Source organism: Pseudomonas sp. P4_D7 (assembly GCF_056401755.1).
Genome location: NZ_JBFUIR010000045.1, coordinates 25,171 through 41,878, shown reverse-complemented (window position 1 = coordinate 41,878; position 16,708 = coordinate 25,171). Strand labels below are relative to the sequence as shown.

Below are 16,708 nucleotides of genomic sequence, written 5' to 3'. Positions count from 1 at the left end.
GATGCGTTTGCTATTGGTGGAAGACCACGTACCGCTGGCCGACGAATTGCTCGCCGGCCTGCAACGGCAAGGTTACGCGGTCGATTGGCTGGCGGACGGTCGTGATGCGTTGTATCAGGGCAGTAGTGAGCCGTATGACCTGATCATTCTCGACCTCGGCCTGCCCGGCGTGCCGGGGCTTGAGGTGCTGGCGCAATGGCGCGCCAGCAGTCTGGCGATTCCGGTGCTGATTCTCACGGCGCGCGATTCCTGGGCCGAGCGCATCGAAGGCCTGAAGGCCGGTGCCGACGATTACCTGACCAAACCGTTTCACCCCGAAGAGCTGCAACTGCGCATTCAATCGCTGCTGCGCCGCTCCAAAGGCCAGGCCAATCAGCCGACATTGCAGGCGGCCGGTCTGCATCTGGACGAGGGTCGGCAATGCGTGGTTCGCGACGGCGCCGATATTCAACTGACCGCCGCCGAGTTCCGTCTGCTGCGTTATTTCATGCTGCACCCGGAGCAGATCCTCTCCAAAAGCCACCTCGCCGAACACCTCTACGACGGTGAAACCGAGCGTGATTCCAACGTCCTCGAAGTGCACGTCAACCACCTGCGGCGCAAGCTCGGCAAAAGCGTGATCGAAACCCGTCGCGGCCAGGGTTACCTGTTTGGCGGACAAGCTTCGTGAGGTCGATCCAGCGCCGCTTGAGTCTGGGTCTGATCAGCGTGATGGTGGTCGTCGGTGTGGTGGTGGCGCAAACCAGTCTGTGGTTGTTCGAAGTGGGTTTGCAGCGCTACCTCGAAGCCGGCCTGCGCAACGACAGCGAGAGCTTGTTGGTGGCGCTGGTCCGTGGCCCGCAAGGGCTGCAACTGGATGAAAGGCATCTGTCCCCGGCCTATCAGCGGCCGTTTTCCGGGCACTACTTCCGTATCGATTTTGCCGACAGCCACTGGCGTTCACGCTCGTTGTGGGATCAGGACCTGCCGCTGCTCGACCATCCCGGGTTGCACAGCAATCTGCAACTGGGGCCGGACGGTCAGCAGTTGCTGGTGCTGCGCTCGGATTATCGGCGCCTGGGCCAATCGATTTCGATCAGCGTCGCGCAGGATTACACCCCCGTGCGCGAGAGCTTTCAGCGCATGCGCCAGATCGGCCTCGGTCTCGGTCTGGCGGCATTGTTGCTGATTCTGTTTTTGCAGCGATTGACCGTGCGCCGCGCGCTGAAACCGCTGGAAAGGGCTCGTGAGCAGATCGCGCAATTGCAGCAAGGCCAGCGTTCGCAACTCGATGATCAGGTGCCGGTGGAACTGGAACCGCTGGTGGCGCAGATCAACCATTTGCTCGCGCACACTGAAGACAGCCTCAAGCGCTCGCGCAATGCCTTGGGCAATCTCGGGCATGCATTGAAAACGCCGTTGGCGGTGTTGTTGAGCCTGGCCTCCAGCGAAAAACTCGATGCGCATCCCGAGTTACGCAAGGTGCTCAAGGAGCAGCTGGAGCAAGTGCAGCAGCGGCTCAACCGCGAACTGAACCGGGCCCGGCTGTCCGGTGATGCGCTACCGGGTGCGTTGTTTGATTGTGATGCGGAACTGCCGGGGTTGTTGGCGACGTTGAACATGATTCATGGCGAGCATCTGGCCTTGAGTTATGTCGCGCCAGCGGGATTGCAACTGCCGTGGGATCGTGAGGATTTGCTCGAACTGTTGGGGAATCTTCTGGATAACGCCTGCAAGTGGGCGGACGCCGAGGTGCGTCTGAGTGTGATTGAACGTTCGGATGGTTTTGCACTGAGCGTGGAAGATGACGGCCCGGGGATTCCCGAACAGCAGCGCGCTGAGGTGTTCAGCCGGGGCACGCGGCTGGATGAGCAGACCCACGGGCATGGGTTGGGGCTGGGGATTGTGCGCGACATTGTCGATACGTGGGGCGGGTTGCTGGTGTTGGGCGAGAGTGAGTGGGGCGGGTTGAAAGTGGTGATTGAGTTGCCTCGGCGGTGAGCCTCTAAAAGCCCCTCACCCTAACCCTCTCCCGGAGGGAGAGGGGACTGACCGATGTGTTTGTTCGAGGTACACCGACCTGAAACACCGAGCTGAACTCAGGTTTTGAAAGCCTTCCCTGGACCGGAAATATCGAGTCGAACTCAGGTTTTAAAAGCTTTCCCGTGACCTGAAATATCGAGACGGACTCAAGTTTTGAATGGCACGAAGATCGGCTCCCTTTCCCCCTCGCCCCCTTGGGGGAGAGGGCTGGGGTGAGGGGGTAAGGATCTACCTGACACCCCACTACCTTCAAATCAAACGCGAAACTGATCCATCAAACTCTGCTGCTGATTCGCCAGGCTATTGAGCGACTGGCTCACCCGTGCCGACTCATTCGCCTGCCCGGACAACGACTCGGTCACATCGCGGATCGTCGCCACGTTGTTATTGATCTCCTCGGCCACCGCACTTTGCTCTTCAGCGGCACTGGCAATCTGCAGGTTCATGTCGCTGATCACCGTCACCGCATCGCCGATCTGACGCAGCGCAGTCACCGCCTGGCCGACTTGTTCGACACTGCCCTGAGCCTGGCGGTGGCTGTTGCCCATCGAACCGACTACATCCTGCGTGCCGGTTTGCAGTTGCTCGATCACCTGACGGGTTTCTTCCACCGACTCTTGCGTGCGGCGGGCGAGGTTGCGGACTTCATCGGCGACCACGGCAAATCCACGTCCGGCTTCACCAGCACGCGCCGCTTCGATCGCGGCGTTGAGCGCTAGCAGGTTGGTCTGCTCGGCGATGGCGCGAATGGTTTCCAGCACCGCGCCGATCTTCTCGCTGTTGGCCGCCAGCCCTTCGACTTGCACCATCGCCGCACTCATGTCGGCAGCGAGGGTGTCGATGCTCGCCGTGGTGCGATCGATCACGGTCAGGCCCTGACGGGTAGCGCGATCAGCATCCTTGGCGGCCTCGGCAGCCTGCGCAGCGCTACGGGCGACGTCTTGTGCAGTGGCGCTCATCTCGTGGGACGCGGTGGCGACCTGATCGACCTGACGGTATTGCTGTTCCATGCCAGCACTAGTCTGGGTGGCGATGGCCGAGGACTGGTCGGCGGTGTTGCGCGCGTCCTGCACCGAGCGTTTCACCTCGGCAATGATCGGCTGCAACTTGTCGAGGAACTTGTTGAACCAACCGGCCAATTGACCGAGTTCGTCCTTTTTGTCATAGGCCAGACGGCGGGTCAGATCACCTTCGCCGCTGGCGATGTCTTCGAGCATGTGCGCCACGCCGAGGATCGGCTTGGTCACGCTGCGTGCCATCAGCCACACCAGCAGCAGGCCGATCAACGCGGCCAGCACGCCGAGGCTCAGTTCGATCAACGTGCCGGAATTATTGCTCGCGTCCAGCTGTTGCTTGAGCGCTTCGGCGCGGCTGACCAGGACTTTTTCCGGCACATCCAGCAGCACGCCCCACGACGGGCCGCCGGGAATCGGCTGGAACGGCGACAGCACTTTCAACTGGCCGTTGCTGTGCAGGCTGCTCACGCTGGTGCTTGAGGCGAGCTTGCTCAGCAGTTCGGCGCCGCTGATTTTGTCGACAGCATCCAGACGCTGGCTGAGTTTGCCGGCATCCGGGCTGTACCCGGCGAGCAGGCCGGCGGGGCTGATGATGCTCACGGCGGTCTGGCCGTCGTAGAGCTTTTTGCTCGCGCCCTGGCTGATCGCTTGCAGGCTGTTGAGGTTGATGTCGACCGACAGCGAGGCGATGACTTTGCCGTTGACCATCAACGGGAAGACGATGCTGGTCATCAGCACCTTCTGTCCGTGGATCACATAGAAGTACGGTTCGATTACACATGGCTTGAGTGTGGCGCGCGGGCAGGTGAACCAGGCATTGGCCGCTTGGCCGCTGGGGCCGGTGCTGGTGTCGGCCATGTCGCTTTCCGGCAGGGCCATCGAGGTGACTTTGCCTGGCGTTGGTTGCGACCAGTACAGGGCGAAGCGGCCCTTGTCGTTGCTGCCCAGTTCAGCCTGACCTGCGAACAGTTCATCCTTGCCGTCCAGCGCGTTGGCTTCGAATACCAGCGACAGGCCGAGCAGGTCAGGGTTGGCTTGCAGCGCTGATTTGACCTGACGGGTCATGTCTTCGCGCAGGTCGAAGGCATCGAGAAAGCGCTTCTCGGCCTGCTCGCGCAGGAACAACACCTGCCGCGAGAAGCCGTGACCGTACTGATAGGCGTCCATGAACTGCTGGCGAATGCCGGCCGCCTGCACTTCCCCTTGCGATTCGATGCGCGCCTGCGCCGACTCGGTGAGCATTTCCATGCTCGAAGCTTTCACCAGTTCAGAACTGTGCTCCATGCGATACAGCGAAAGACCTACCAACAGGGTCACGATACCGGCCAGGCAGAGGCCGGCGAGCAGGGTGATTTTCCATTGGATGGAAAGTTGTCTGAGCGACATGGAGACGTCCTTATTCGATAAATATCTGAGACTTTGCACTGTAACGGCCGCGTTTCGGCTTTCTTTATCGTTGAAACACAATATGGCGGATTGACGCACCCGGGAGCGCTCGCTTTGACACCGCCGCCACTCTGCGGCACAGTGCGCGCCCTTCTAATAAGACCCTCTTTGCAAATCCGCCGGTTAAGCTTTGGCGGACTCATTCTGTCTGGCGGTCGGTTTTCCACCGCAGTGTTTTTCGAGGAAGTGAAATGAATGCAGTCATAGCGGCGGTCGGCGTCATGCTGGTGCTCAGCCTGTCCCGCGTGCATGTGGTGATCGCTCTGATCGTTGGCGCGCTGGTCGGCGGCCTGACCGGTGGTCTGGGCATCGACGCCACGCTCAAGGCGTTTAACAGTGGCTTGGGCGGTGGCGCGACGGTGGCGTTGTCCTACGCCTTGCTCGGCGCTTTCGCCGTGGCGATTGCCAAGTCCGGCCTGGCTCATGCGCTGGCCGACAAGGCGCTGGCAATGGTCGATCGCCAGCACTCGACCGGCGGTGGCAGCGTCAAATGGCTGCTGATTGGCCTGTTGTGGGTGGTGGCGATTGCCTCGCAGAACATTCTGCCGATCCACATTGCGTTCATTCCGCTGCTGGTGCCGCCGCTTCTTTATGTACTGACCAAGCTGCAACTCGACCGCCGCTTGATCGCCTGTGTCATGACATTCGGTCTGATCACGCCGTACATGTTCCTGCCGGTGGGCTTCGGCAACATCTTCCTCAATGAAATCCTGCTGGCCAACGTTGCCCGTAGCGGTGTCGACATCAGCGGTATCAATGTCACCCACGCCATGGGCATTCCGGCGCTGGGCATGGTCTTCGGCCTGGCGATGGCGTTCATCACCTATCGCAAGCGGCGCGTATACGACCTGGCGAAGATCGAGCAGGTCGAGCAAGTGGCGGTGCAGTACAACCCGCTGAGCCTGATGATTGCCGGTGTGGCGATTGCTGCTGCGTTCATCGTGCAACTGCTGCTGGACTCGATGATTATCGGGGCGCTGGTCGGTTTCCTGATCTTCTCGGTGTCGGGCATTGTGAAATGGCGCGAGACCGATGACCTCTTCACCGAGGGCATGAAGATGATGGCGATGATCGGCTTCATCATGATCGCCGCGTCCGGGTTTGCCGAGGTGATGAAGGCCACCGGTGAGGTGCAGACCCTGGTCGAGTCGTCGGCGTCGTGGATCAATCACAGCAAAGGCGTCGGCGCGTTGCTGATGCTGCTGGTCGGGTTGCTGGTAACCATGGGCATCGGTTCGTCGTTTTCCACGGTGCCGATTCTGGCGGCGATTTTCGTGCCGCTGTGCGTGCAACTGGGCTTCAGCCCAATCGCCATTGTCTGCATCGTCGGTACCGCCGGTGCGTTGGGCGACGCCGGTTCGCCAGCGTCGGATTCGACCCTCGGCCCGACCTCCGGCCTGAACATCGACGGCCAGCATCACCATATCTGGGACACCGTCGTGCCAACATTCCTGCACTACAACCTGCCGTTGCTGGCGTTTGGCTGGGTGGCCGCGATGGTCCTCTGAACCCCGCCGATCTTCTGTGGGAGCGAGCTTGCTCGCGAAAGCGGTGTATCAGCGACTTGATGGTTGACTGACACGACGCCTTCGCGAGCAAGCTCGCTCCCACAGGGGAATGGGGTAATACCTTTGCTCAACTTTTGTAATGACGTGCCGTTAAAGCCTTTAACCACGCCAATAAAACCAAAAGAGTGAGCTCCCACAATGCGCCTGAGCCTCAAGGCTAAAGTCCTCTCCCTCGCCGTTCTCCCGGTGTTGCTCTTTGCCCTGGTCATCAGCCTGACCACGCTGTTCATCCTCCAGGAGCAAGCGCACAAAGAGGTCGACCAGACCCGCGAGCGTCTGCTCGGCGATGCCAAAGCCACTCTGCAAAGCTACGTCGCCGTGGCCATGACCACGATCAAGCCGCTGTACGACGCGGCCGCGCCGGGTGACGTTGAGGCGCGGGCGCAGGCGATCAAATTGCTCTCGGGCATTCGCTACGGCAAGGACGGCTACTTCTTCGGCTACGACTCCGAGACCGTGCGCCTGTTCAAGGCCAACGACCCCGAAGGCGTGGGCAAAAGCTTCAAGGACAACCGCGACCCGAATGGCGTCTACGTCAATCGTGGTCTGGTGAGTGTGGCGAAGGACGGCACCCACTATCTGCAATACAGCTCGCCACTGCCGGGCAACGCCAACGTGCTGGTGCCAAAGCTCGGTTACACCGAATACCTGGCGAAGTGGGACATGGCGGTCGGTACGTCGGTCAACCTCGACGGCATCGAAGCGCAAGTGGCGCTGGTCGAAGCGCAGGTGCAGGAACGTATGCAAGGCGTGGTGCTGAGCATCGTCGGCGTCGCGGTGGTGGTGCTGTTGGTCATCGCGGCGGCGGGGATGCTGTTGGCCAATACCATTTTGCGTCCGTTGACCCTGATGAAAGCCAACCTCGACGACATTGCAGCGGGTGAGGGCGACCTTACGCGTCGCCTGAACATCACCAGCCAGGATGAACTTGGCGAACTGGCGGGCTCGTTCAACCGTTTCGTCGACAAGATTCATGGCCTGGTGCGGCAGATCACCGAGATGACCACGCAACTGACCGGTCTGGTGACGCAAGTGTCCGATCAGGCCCAGCGTTCGGATCAGGCGATGGAGCGTCAGCGCCACGAGACCGATCAGGTTGCCACGGCGATCAACGAGATGTCTGCCGCCGCGCAGGAAGTGGCCAAGAGCGCACAGAACGCCGCCGTCGCCGCTCAGCAGACCGACGAAGAAGGCCAGAGCGCCAAACGCGTGGTGGCCGGCAGCATCAAGCAGATTCATGCGCTGGTCGATGACATCCGCAGCAGCGGCGTGTCGCTGGACAGCCTGCAGCAAGACGTGACGTCGATTGTCGGCGTGCTCGGGGTGATTCGTTCGATCGCCGAGCAGACCAACCTGCTGGCGCTCAACGCCGCAATTGAAGCGGCGCGGGCCGGTGAGGCCGGACGTGGTTTTGCCGTGGTGGCGGATGAGGTGCGGGCGCTGGCCAGCCGTACGCAGATCAGCACGCAGGAAATTCAGGGGATGATCGATCGTTTGCAGGCGGGTACGCAGCAAGCGGTTGAAGCCATGCGTCGTTCCAGTGAGGCGGGCGACGGCACTTCACAGCAGGCCAATCAGGCCGGGGCTTCGCTGGATGCCATGGCCGAGTTGATCGCGACGATCAACTCGATGAACGCGCAGATTGCCAGTGCGGCGGAAGAGCAGACGGCGGTGGCGGAGGAGATCAACCGCAGCGTGCATCAGATTGCGGTGGCGGTGGACAGCGTGGCCGATGAGACGCAGTTGGGTGCGCAGACTTCGCGTAGTCTGGCGGAGCTGGGGCAGCGCCTGGGCAAACTGGTTGGGCAGTTCCGGATCTGACAGCCTGAAAAGCCCCTCACCCTAGCCCTCCCGAAACGTCGGACCGCCCATAGGGAGAGGGAACTGACCGAGGTGTTTTGCGTTGTACATCGACCTGAAAGATTGGGTCGATTATGGATTCGGTAAAGCTGTTTCAGGTCGGCGTAATTCCACAGCATCCCCCAATCAGTTCCCTCTCCCTCCGGGAGAGGGCTAGGGTGAGGGGCTTTTGATTTTCAGTTTTCAGGGACGATCCCAATAGGGCACTTCACCAAAACATTCGACAAAGAAATCAATCACCGTCCGCACCTTCACCGACAACCTGCGGCTCCCCGGCCACAACACCGCAATCTGCTGCGGCTCCAGGCTGTTCGACACCTGATACTCCCCCAACACCGGCACCAGCGTGCCGTCGCGCACCGCTTCGCCAATCAGCCATGACGGAAACATCACCAGCCCCAGGCCTTGCTCGGCGGCTTGGGTGAGGGTGTCGGCGTGGTTGCCGGTGATCGGGCCTTTCACCGAGTACGGCGTCCAGTCTTCACCATCACGACGGAAAAACCAGCGCTGCTGGCCGGTCGCGCCTTTGTAGGCGAGGCATTGGTGTTGCGCGAGATCTTCGGGTTTTTGCGGTGTGCCGTGGCGTTTGAGATACGCCGGGCTGGCCGCGACCTGAAAGCGGTGCGGCGCCAGAATCCGTGCCTGCATACTCGAATCGTGCAGCGGGCCGATGCGAAACAACAGGTCGGCGCCTTCTTGCAGCGGGTCGACGTAATGGTCGGTCTGCTGGATATCCAGTTGCAGCTTTGGATAACGCGCGCACAACTTGCCCAGCCACGGCGTCAGATGGCGCTGACCGAATACTACCGGGGCGTTGATGCGCACCAGGCCGGTGGGTTCGCTTTGCTGTTCCTGCAGCGCCTGTTCGGCTTCCTCCAGTTGCACCAGCACCAGCCGCGCATGGTGACCGAGCATGCGCCCGGCTTCGGTTGGCGTCACTGCTCGGGTGTGGCGATAGAGCAATTGCTGATTCAGCGCCTGTTCCATCAACTGGATCTGCCGGGAAATCGAGGAGGGCGCCACGCCTTCGCGGCGGGCCACTTCGGAAAAGCTGCCGTGATCGAGCACGGCCACAAACAGCCTGAGTGCCTTGAATCCGAGTTCATTGAGCCCGTGCATGATGTGTCCTGCTGTGCGGGTTGCGCAAAAGTGTTGTCAGGATGCTCCCATTTATCGCACAGCTTCGCCAGTCGATAATACGCGCGATCGTTTAGTTGAGTGGAATGTTGTTTATGCAGACGTTGGATGAGGTGAGTGTCAGTGCACCGGCGACGAAATCAGGGCTGCGCTTGTTGCTGCTGCCATTGGTGATTATCGCGGGCATGGGCTTGTCGGTGGAGGCGGGGTTGCTCGGTCCTTTGGGTGTGCAGGTCGGGCATCTGTGGGCGACTTTGAGCATCTTTGGCGTCGGCTCGGCGATTCTGTTTTTACTGCTGTTGTTCGCCGGTCCGCAAAAAGGCCCGGCACTGACTGATCTGCCGCGCTGGCAGTTGATTGGCGGGTTTCTGGGGCCGATGTATGTAGTGGTGCTGACGTTGGCCACGCCGCATATCGGCATTGCCATGACCATGATCGCGATTCTGTCCGGGCAGGTTGGCAAGAGTGTGTTGATCGACCATTTCGGCTGGTTCGGCGCGACGCGCAAGAAGGTCAATGCCGAGCGGTGGCTGGCGTTGGGGTTGATTGTGGCGGCACTTGTTTTGATTGCGCGGGGGTGAGTGATGAGTCTGGTTATTTTGTTGGCGGTGGTGGTGTTGGCCGGTGCGGTGTTGAGTGTGCAGGCGGCGATCAACGGGCGTTTGGGTGAGAGCGTCGGGGTGTTGCGCAGTAGTTTGCTGACATTCGTTGTCGGTGCGGTGTCGACCGGGTTGTTGATTTTGTTTTTTGAGCCGGCGCATGCGGTGAGTCTTTTGGATGTGCCGAAGTGGCAGTTGACCGGGGCGCTGTTTGGTGTGGTCTACATGATGGTGATGGTCGGGGCGGTGCCGGTGGTGGGGACGGCTGTGGCGACGGTGGCGGTGATTGTCGGGCAGTTGGGCATGGGGATGTTGATTGATAATTTTGGCTGGCTGGGGAATCCGGCGATTGAGCTTTCTTCCAGTCGGATTTTGGCGATGGGGTGTTTGGGGTTGGCTTTGGTGTTTATGTATCGGAGTTCGCGTCAGGCTGGGTGACCTGGGTTGCGTACATATCCATTGCTGCGGTAACGGCTGATTAGGGTTTCGCCCTTACGGCGACTCACTTTTTTTACAAACGCCTAAAAAAAGTAAGCAAAAAAACGCTTGCTCCTACGTGCGGCCCGCTCGCTGGGGCTCGGGGTTCCTTCGCTGCGGGATCGATCCGGGCGCAGCGTCTCCGGTTTGCTTCGCTGCACCTACTCCCGCTGTGTTTGGCTGCGCCAAACGGTCGCTGCGCTCTCACGCCCGGATCAATCCCTCCACTCAGCCTTCCGACGTCGCCCTACAGATCAAGAGCTGCAGCCGAGCTAACGCTCATCCTGTTGAGTGGTGAGGAGCAACAGCGTGTTCGGCTTTGGATTGGTGTTGGATTCACCCCTCACCCCAGCCCTCTCCCGAGGGAGAGGGAGCCGATTTGTGGGCTTTTCAAAATCTGAGTTCGACTCGGTATTTCACTTCGATGTAGCTCTCCCAAACATCTCAGTCAGTCCCCTCTTTCTCGGAGGGTGAGAGGCTGATTTGTTTGCTTTTTAGAGCCTGAGTTCAGCGCGGTATCGCACGTCGGCGTAGCTCGCCCAATCACCTCGATTAGTCCCCTTTTCCTCATGGCGAGGGGCTGATTTTTTTGCTTTTTAGAGCCTGAGTTCAACGTGGTATCGCACATCGGCGTAGCTCTCCCAAACACCTCAATCAGTCCCCTCTCCCTCTGGGAGAGGGCTAGGGTGAGGGGCTCTTGATCTGGTTCTTGATCTTGCTTCGGCTTTTGATCTTTTGCCCCATCGGCAGGCCGAGCGGAGGTGTTCATCCGGGGGTTAGGCGCGCAGCGCCGTGCGGCGTAGCCGCATACATCGAGAGGAGGTGCAGCGAAGCAAACCGTAGGCGATGCCCCCGGATGGACACCGTAGCGAGGGAACACTGAGCCTCAGCGAAGTGCCGTACGCCAGGGGCAAAGCCTTTTGCTTACTTTTCGGCGTCTGGAAAAGTGAGTCGCTGTAAGAGCGAAACCGCCAGCGGCAGCACCCGCAGCAACGGATATGCCCCCAATCCCAAACAAAATCAAAAGATCGCAGCCTGCCGCAGCTCCTACACTGGGTATTACGGCTTGCCCTTCAAGCCCCAGACAACCACCACCCAAGGAGTCTGTCCCATGCCTGATAAAACCTGTGACTGCCCTAAATGCAATTGCAAGCTCGGCGAGCATCCGGTCGTGCGTCATGGCAAGCATTTTTGCTGCGAGGCTTGCGCCCATCATCATGAGAACGGTGCGGAATGCTCTACCAAGGGCTGTAAATGCGCCCACGGATGACGAACGACGCATAAAAAAGTGGAGCCTAATCAGGCTCCACTTCCAGTTTCAGACTTTCATCGTCCATTCGTTCGGTATGCCGCACCGTACCTTGCAGCCGCCGGCCTTCAACCCTGACCACCACGGTTTTCGCCTGGTCAAGATCCTCCGGCAGCGGTGCTGGCACTCGCACGGCAAAGCGATACGGATCATCTACGACCGCCTCCAGCCCAACGCGGCAATCCACGCTTTTGGTGATACGCCCGAACAACGTATCAAGGCCATAGTCCAGATGCGCCGGGCTGTTGATGTTGGTCATGGTGCATTCCCCCGAATGATGCCGATCACCAGGCTGAGCTTAGCTGGTCGGTCGCCACACGACGTTTTCCACGCCGAATTTTTCTGCCATCGGCTTGCTGGTCTTCTGCACCTTCTCACGGCCAAAGCGCGGGATGCGACCGACGCCGGCGTCGCAGCTCGCCCAGTGCCACGCCTCGACATTGTCCATCTTGTCCGAGCGGATAATGAAGGACTTGGGCGTGCCGTGGAGGGTGTATTCGATGACATAGAGTTTTGCGTTGTTCATAAAGCCCGTATTCCTCCCTGTAGTATTAGAGGGATCGCGGCGCACCGGGAAAATTCATTCGGATTGTCCGACGGTCTCTATCGTTGGCGACGCCGTGGCGCACTGGTTACCATGGTTTCCCCGCCAACCCCAATGAATGCTCGCCATGGCCCTTGCCGCACCGCCCGATCTCAGCGATACCGATGTGCCCGTGCAACCGCTGGCACGCACGTATCCGCGCGGCTTGTTTATCGAGCCGCACGAGCATGTCTGGGGGCAGTTGCTGTATGCGATGAGCGGGGTGATGTGGGTCGAGACCCCGCACGAAGCGCTGGTGGTGCCGCCGCAGCGCGCGGTGTGGTTGCCGCCGGGGGTGCCGCACGGGATTCGGGTGGTGTCGGATTTGCAGATGCGCAATATCTACCTGCGTCCGGCGCTGGCGGCGACGCTGGATCAGACGGTGCAGGTGATCGAGGTCGGTGGTTTGCTGCGCGAGTTGATTGTCGGGCTGGTGGAGCAGGGCGACAGTGGTGAACCGGCCTACTACGAGGCGTTGGTCGGGCTGGCCTTGCTGGAACTCAAACGCGCCAGGCGTTCACAGTTGAAGATCCCGATGCCGGATGATTCCGATCGGCGTTTGATGAACCTGTGCCAGGCGGTCATGGCAGCGCCGTCGCTGGAGATTCCGTTCGAGCAGCACGCGGCAAATGCCGGGGCCAGCGTGCGCACGTTGGCGCGGTTGTTCAAGGACAGCCTCGGCATGGGCTTCGCTGAGTGGCGGCGGCAGGTGCAGTTGGCGACGGCGGTGGCGGAACTGATTCAGGGCGTGGCGGTGAGTGTGATTGCCCGGGAGCTCGGCTATTCACCCAGTAGTTTCAGCGACATGTTTCGCCGCGAACTTGGCGTGGCGCCCTCACAATTTGCAGTGGAACACGATTAATCAAACCAGCGCAGATCCAATGCCGCATTCGCGAGCAGGCTCGCTCCCACAGGGTTCTGTGGTGTGCATCCGATACTTGTCCGAAATTCAGAAGTCCTTGGCCGATGCCATCCCCGCCGGTTCCCTAAACTCTGCCCATTCCCTTCAAACGGCGGAGTTCCTCCCCATGAACTACCTGATTTCACTGGCCATTGGTCTGGGCGTCGGCCTGCTGTATGGCGCGCTGGATTTCCGTTCCCCGGCGCCACCGGCCATCGCACTGGTCGGTTTGCTCGGCATGCTTGCCGGTGAACAGTTATGGCCGATGGGCCGGCAACTGGTGACGGGCTGGCTGTCCTGAACTCTTTTTCTCCTTCGGTGGATGTCCCCATGAAAGCACTGCAATTCGATAAAACCGGCGATCTGTCTTCCTTGCGCTACGTCGAGGTGCCGACTCCGGTACCCAGCGCCGACGAAGTGCTGGTGCAGATCAAGGCTGCCGGCCTGAATCCCAGTGATGTGAAAAACGTCCTGGGTCGTTTCCCCTACACCACGCTGCCACGGATTCCCGGTCGGGATTTTGCCGGTGTCGTTGTCGAAGGCCCGCAGGCCTTGATCGGTCAGGAAGTCTGGGGCACTGGCCGTGAGCTGGGCTTTTTTGCCGACGGCTCCCATGCGCAGTTCGTCAAACTGTCGACCAATGGCGTGGCGCACAAACCTTCGCATCTGAGTTTCACCCAAGCCGCCAGCCTCGGCGTGCCGTACACGACGGCGTGGGATGCGCTGGAACGCAGTCTGGTAACGGCTGAAACACGTTTGCTGGTGATCGGTGGCGGTGCGGTGGCCTCGGCGGCATTGGCCCTGGCGAAAGTGCGTGGTGCGCAGTTGCTGGCAGCGGCGCGCCGCCCGGAGCAGGTGGCGGAGTTACAGGCGCAGGGTTATCAGACGATCCAGCTGGATAAACCCGAAGACCTCGGCGCGCAGGTCAACGCGGTGTATCGCGGCGGCGCCGATGTGATTTTCGACACCACCGGTTTCTGGCTCCCGGCGTCGGTGGCGGCATTGGCCACCTTCGGCCGGATCGCGATCATCGCCGCGCCGGTGGATGGGCACGTGCAACTGCCGGCACTGGCGTTGTATCGCAAAGGCGGGTCGGTGGTCGGGATCAATTCGTTGTTGTATGGCGTTGAAGCGTGTGCGGCGATGCTCGAGCAGTTCGGGCGGTTCTTTGATGAAGGCTTGCTGCCGTTGCCGCAAGGGTTGGTCGAAGCGCCGTTGGCCGAAGGCCTGGCGCGCTACGCCGATGTGAATCAGGGCAGCGGTGACAAGGTCATCCTCATCCCCTGAAACACCGCAAACCCGTGTAGGAGTGAGCTTGCTCGCGATCGCGGTGTATCAGTCACCCATGTATCAACTGACACACCGCGATCGCGAGCAGGCTCACTCCTACAGTAGATCGGTGTCGGGCTCAGGATTGCGGGACACCGTTTTCCCACGCCGACCAGTTTTTCAGGATGTCCTGCACCAGCGGATTCCCCGCGCGATAGAGGTTCTCCAGCGCCGGCACGAAGCCGCCCTGATCGGCGTACTTGAGCAGGTTGTTCACTTCACTGCCGCCCGGCTCTGGACGATCAAAATCGGAGCCGGCACGCACCACGGCCAGACGTTGTACGTCGACCAGACCTTCGCGACTGGCACGCAGCAAGGCCTCATAGGTGGAGTTGTCTTCCTGCTGCGTCGTGCAGTATTCGCCCTTGTTATCGGTCAACAACTTGGTCCAGACCTCGGCCCGTTCGCTCAAGCGCGTGCCGGAGAACCAGGTGTTTCCGGCCAGTGTGTCGCAACGGGTCACCACCGGTGGTTGATTGGCCGGGGCCGACGGGTATTTCAGGCGCCACGCGGCGGATTCCCTGTTTTCGCTCAGCTCGACCTTGTGGCTGAGGGCGAATGCCTTGGCCTGCAGTTTCGGGTTGAGTTCAAAGACTTCGGTCTTGTAGTCCAACGGTGGTTTTTCGTTCGGGCCTTGGGTGTTGATGCCCAGGTAGCCGGTTGGCCAACTCGACGGCGCATCGCGCGAATCGATCTCCCATTGCGTGCCGAATTCCACCAGATAATGCGCCCACGCGGCGGTGCCGATAGTCCCGTGTTTCGGGCTGATGCCGGCGATACCGGCGATCAGGAAGTAACTTTTGCGCAGGTCGAATTTCGGCGACAAGGCCAAGGCCAGGGTCGAGGCGGCGGAGTTGGTCTGGCCCATGCCGGTGGTCAGCAGGCACACCTGCTGCGTGTTGCAGCGGATGCTCGGGTACTCGGCGGACAGGCCCGGCACGCGGATTTCCTGCTTCAGCTCCAGGCGATCGATCCAATGCTGCGCCTCGGGGGCGAACATGGTGATCAGCACGACTTTCGGCTGCATCGGTGCTTCGGCGGCCCACGCGGTGGAGGAGAGCAGGGCCGCACCGGCCAGGGTCAAACGCATCATTGCTTGCATGGAAAACTCCTTGATTCAGAACTGATAACCGACGCCGGCGTAGTAACCCCAGCCGTTGGAACGTGCGCGGAAGTTGCCGTCGCCAAAATTCAGCTCGCTGCCGTCTTCCCAGTTGCCGCCGTTGTGGAAATAACGGCCGACCAGGGTGAAGCGCAAGTGAGTGAACGAGTAGAGCAAGACGTTGGTCGCCACTGTTGCGTTGGCCGTGCGCGCAGGGTTGTCCTTGTGGATGTCCGAGCCGAAATCGAAGTTGGTGAAACCGATGTAGGTCAGCGACGCGCCGTTGCTGAATTTGTCGATCGGCACGATGTACTTCAGTTGCGCGCGATAGCCGTCCCACGAATATTCGTTGCTCGCGCCGTAGTTTTCCCACTGATAGCGACCGTAGAGGTTGGCCGACAGATTGACCCGCGAATGGGTGTCGATGTCGGTACCGAAACCGCTGTAGAGGGTGTTGGCGCGGTTCTCTTTACGGCTGCCGTGGTCGTAGATCCAGTCGAACGCCACATACCATTCCTTGAACGGGCCGATGGCCAGGCTGCGGCCGGCGAGGTAGTCGATGGAAATGCGCGGTTCGTGCTCCATAAACACCGGCGAGCCGTGATCCCACACGCCTTTGTCGTGGCTATTGCCAATGTTGAAGATCTTTGGAATGTCGACGTAGCCGTATAACTCGAACGGGCCTTTGCGGCCGAAGTACTCGTATTCCAGATAGATGTCATCAGCCGGTTGCGGGCCGAAGCTGATGTCCTTGCTGCCGATCAGCATCAGATCCTGGTTGTACCAGTCCGACAGGTACGCACCTTTTTTCGGCGGGCTGGCTTCGGGGCTGAGCGCTTCGCCCTGGGCGGATTCTTCCTTGGCGACCGGTTGCGCCAGAGCGCTGGGGCTGAGAAGTCCGGTAACGCCGGTCAGTAGCAGGGAAACAGCGAGCGTGCACGGGAAAGGTGCGCGAAAAGGGCATGCGATGGGCATTCAAAGTCCTTTTTTGCGGATCAGGGCCCGGATTCCGTGGGCTTGTACGGTTTTGTTACGAAAACGCTGGAATTGCCATTGCGCAAACGTTTGCACAAGACGTACCAAAATCTTCAACAAGCTGAAAAATAGATCGTTTTGCTGCATTTCCTGCTTGATCGGTCAGACGCGGTTTTGCGCACCCTGCAGGTCCTTGTGGGAGCTGACACGACGCCTTCGCGAGCAAGCTCGCTCCCACAGTTTTGAGTCTCGTCGAGGCTAATCGCTGCGTGGTTGAAACGCTGATTGCAGAGGCCTCTAGCACCAAAGTATTAATGCCATTTAACCAATGCCCCATCGCAGGGCGTCGACTAGCGTGTGTCAGGAATAGAACGGTTTTGTAAT

At 60.2% G+C, this 16,708-nt stretch carries 16 protein-coding genes and 2 pseudogenes; 11 read left to right on the top strand and 7 right to left on the bottom strand.

The window, feature by feature from the left end:
* Position 1: 1 nt before the first annotated feature.
* Positions 2-670: a response regulator transcription factor gene (locus AC1DVF_RS23255; protein WP_477783192.1), complete on the top strand. Its 669-nt coding sequence runs from the start codon at positions 2-4 to the stop codon at positions 668-670.
* Positions 667-1,980 (top strand): sensor histidine kinase, encoded by a 1,314-nt coding sequence (locus tag AC1DVF_RS23250; protein WP_093433857.1) that lies wholly within the window; start codon positions 667-669, stop codon positions 1,978-1,980. The genes AC1DVF_RS23255 and AC1DVF_RS23250 overlap by 4 nt, the downstream gene beginning before the upstream one ends.
* A gap of 296 nt (positions 1,981-2,276) precedes the next feature.
* Here AC1DVF_RS23250 and AC1DVF_RS23245 read toward each other — a convergent pair whose 3' ends face one another.
* Positions 2,277-3,032: a methyl-accepting chemotaxis protein gene (locus AC1DVF_RS23245; RefSeq protein ID WP_371857720.1), complete on the bottom strand. Its 756-nt coding sequence runs from the start codon at positions 3,030-3,032 to the stop codon at positions 2,277-2,279.
* Between the two features lie 102 nt (positions 3,033-3,134).
* Positions 3,135-3,281 (bottom strand): annotated as a pseudogene (locus AC1DVF_RS23240) (HAMP domain-containing protein); the annotation flags it as partial.
* 1,394 nt (positions 3,282-4,675) lie between these two features.
* On the opposite strand from AC1DVF_RS23240, the gene AC1DVF_RS23235 reads away from it, so the two are divergent.
* The 3 genes and pseudogenes from AC1DVF_RS23235 (at position 4,676) to AC1DVF_RS23225 (ending at position 7,873) form a co-directional block, all read left to right on the top strand.
* Positions 4,676-5,992 carry a Na+/H+ antiporter family protein gene (locus tag AC1DVF_RS23235; protein ID WP_093433861.1) on the top strand — a complete coding sequence of 439 codons (1,317 nt, stop codon included), beginning with the start codon at positions 4,676-4,678 and terminating at the stop codon, positions 5,990-5,992.
* Positions 5,993-6,190: 198 nt separating this feature from the next.
* Positions 6,191-6,967 (top strand): annotated as a pseudogene (locus tag AC1DVF_RS23230) (cache domain-containing protein); the annotation flags it as partial.
* Positions 6,968-7,051: 84 nt separating this feature from the next.
* Positions 7,052-7,873 carry a methyl-accepting chemotaxis protein gene (locus AC1DVF_RS23225; RefSeq protein ID WP_371748313.1) on the top strand — a complete coding sequence of 274 codons (822 nt, stop codon included), beginning with the start codon at positions 7,052-7,054 and terminating at the stop codon, positions 7,871-7,873.
* A gap of 222 nt (positions 7,874-8,095) precedes the next feature.
* On the opposite strand, the gene AC1DVF_RS23220 is transcribed toward AC1DVF_RS23225, so the two are convergent.
* Positions 8,096-9,031: a LysR family transcriptional regulator gene (locus AC1DVF_RS23220; protein ID WP_127929071.1), complete on the bottom strand. Its 936-nt coding sequence runs from the start codon at positions 9,029-9,031 to the stop codon at positions 8,096-8,098.
* A gap of 113 nt (positions 9,032-9,144) precedes the next feature.
* On the opposite strand from AC1DVF_RS23220, the gene AC1DVF_RS23215 reads away from it, so the two are divergent.
* From AC1DVF_RS23215 to AC1DVF_RS23205, 3 genes are all read left to right on the top strand, one after another.
* Positions 9,145-9,630, top strand: coding sequence for a DMT family transporter (locus AC1DVF_RS23215; protein ID WP_460091551.1), 486 nt, complete (start codon positions 9,145-9,147; stop codon positions 9,628-9,630).
* Positions 9,631-9,633: 3 nt separating this feature from the next.
* Positions 9,634-10,086, top strand: coding sequence for a DMT family transporter (locus tag AC1DVF_RS23210; protein WP_093433867.1), 453 nt, complete (start codon positions 9,634-9,636; stop codon positions 10,084-10,086).
* Positions 10,087-11,236: 1,150 nt separating this feature from the next.
* Entirely contained in the window at positions 11,237-11,395 is a 159-nt protein-coding gene (locus AC1DVF_RS23205; RefSeq protein WP_160058743.1) for a metallothionein, read from the top strand.
* A 25-nt stretch (positions 11,396-11,420) separates the two neighbouring features.
* On the opposite strand, the gene AC1DVF_RS23200 is transcribed toward AC1DVF_RS23205, so the two are convergent.
* Together AC1DVF_RS23200 and AC1DVF_RS23195 are read right to left on the bottom strand one after the other, a co-directional pair.
* Positions 11,421-11,693: a hypothetical protein gene (locus AC1DVF_RS23200; protein ID WP_093433871.1), complete on the bottom strand. Its 273-nt coding sequence runs from the start codon at positions 11,691-11,693 to the stop codon at positions 11,421-11,423.
* 39 nt (positions 11,694-11,732) lie between these two features.
* Positions 11,733-11,960 carry a DUF6555 family protein gene (locus tag AC1DVF_RS23195; RefSeq protein WP_093433873.1) on the bottom strand — a complete coding sequence of 76 codons (228 nt, stop codon included), beginning with the start codon at positions 11,958-11,960 and terminating at the stop codon, positions 11,733-11,735.
* A 136-nt stretch (positions 11,961-12,096) separates the two neighbouring features.
* Between AC1DVF_RS23195 and AC1DVF_RS23190 the strand changes: the two genes are divergently transcribed.
* The 3 genes from AC1DVF_RS23190 (at position 12,097) to AC1DVF_RS23180 (ending at position 14,205) form a co-directional block, all read left to right on the top strand.
* The gene (locus AC1DVF_RS23190) at positions 12,097-12,879 is read left to right on the top strand and encodes an AraC family transcriptional regulator (protein ID WP_093433875.1); all 783 of its coding nucleotides are present in this window, start codon (positions 12,097-12,099) and stop codon (positions 12,877-12,879) included.
* 166 nt (positions 12,880-13,045) lie between these two features.
* A complete protein-coding gene (locus tag AC1DVF_RS23185) occupies positions 13,046-13,219 on the top strand; it encodes a DUF1427 family protein (protein WP_093433877.1) in 174 nt (57 codons plus the stop codon).
* Positions 13,220-13,248: 29 nt separating this feature from the next.
* A complete protein-coding gene (locus AC1DVF_RS23180) occupies positions 13,249-14,205 on the top strand; it encodes a quinone oxidoreductase family protein (RefSeq protein WP_477783191.1) in 957 nt (318 codons plus the stop codon).
* Between the two features lie 121 nt (positions 14,206-14,326).
* Here AC1DVF_RS23180 and AC1DVF_RS23175 read toward each other — a convergent pair whose 3' ends face one another.
* A complete protein-coding gene (locus AC1DVF_RS23175) occupies positions 14,327-15,349 on the bottom strand; it encodes a purine-nucleoside phosphorylase (RefSeq protein WP_477783190.1) in 1,023 nt (340 codons plus the stop codon).
* 15 nt (positions 15,350-15,364) lie between these two features.
* Positions 15,365-16,324 carry a nucleoside-specific channel-forming protein Tsx gene (locus AC1DVF_RS23170; protein WP_093433884.1) on the bottom strand — a complete coding sequence of 320 codons (960 nt, stop codon included), beginning with the start codon at positions 16,322-16,324 and terminating at the stop codon, positions 15,365-15,367.
* Between the last annotated feature and the right edge of the window lie 384 nt (positions 16,325-16,708).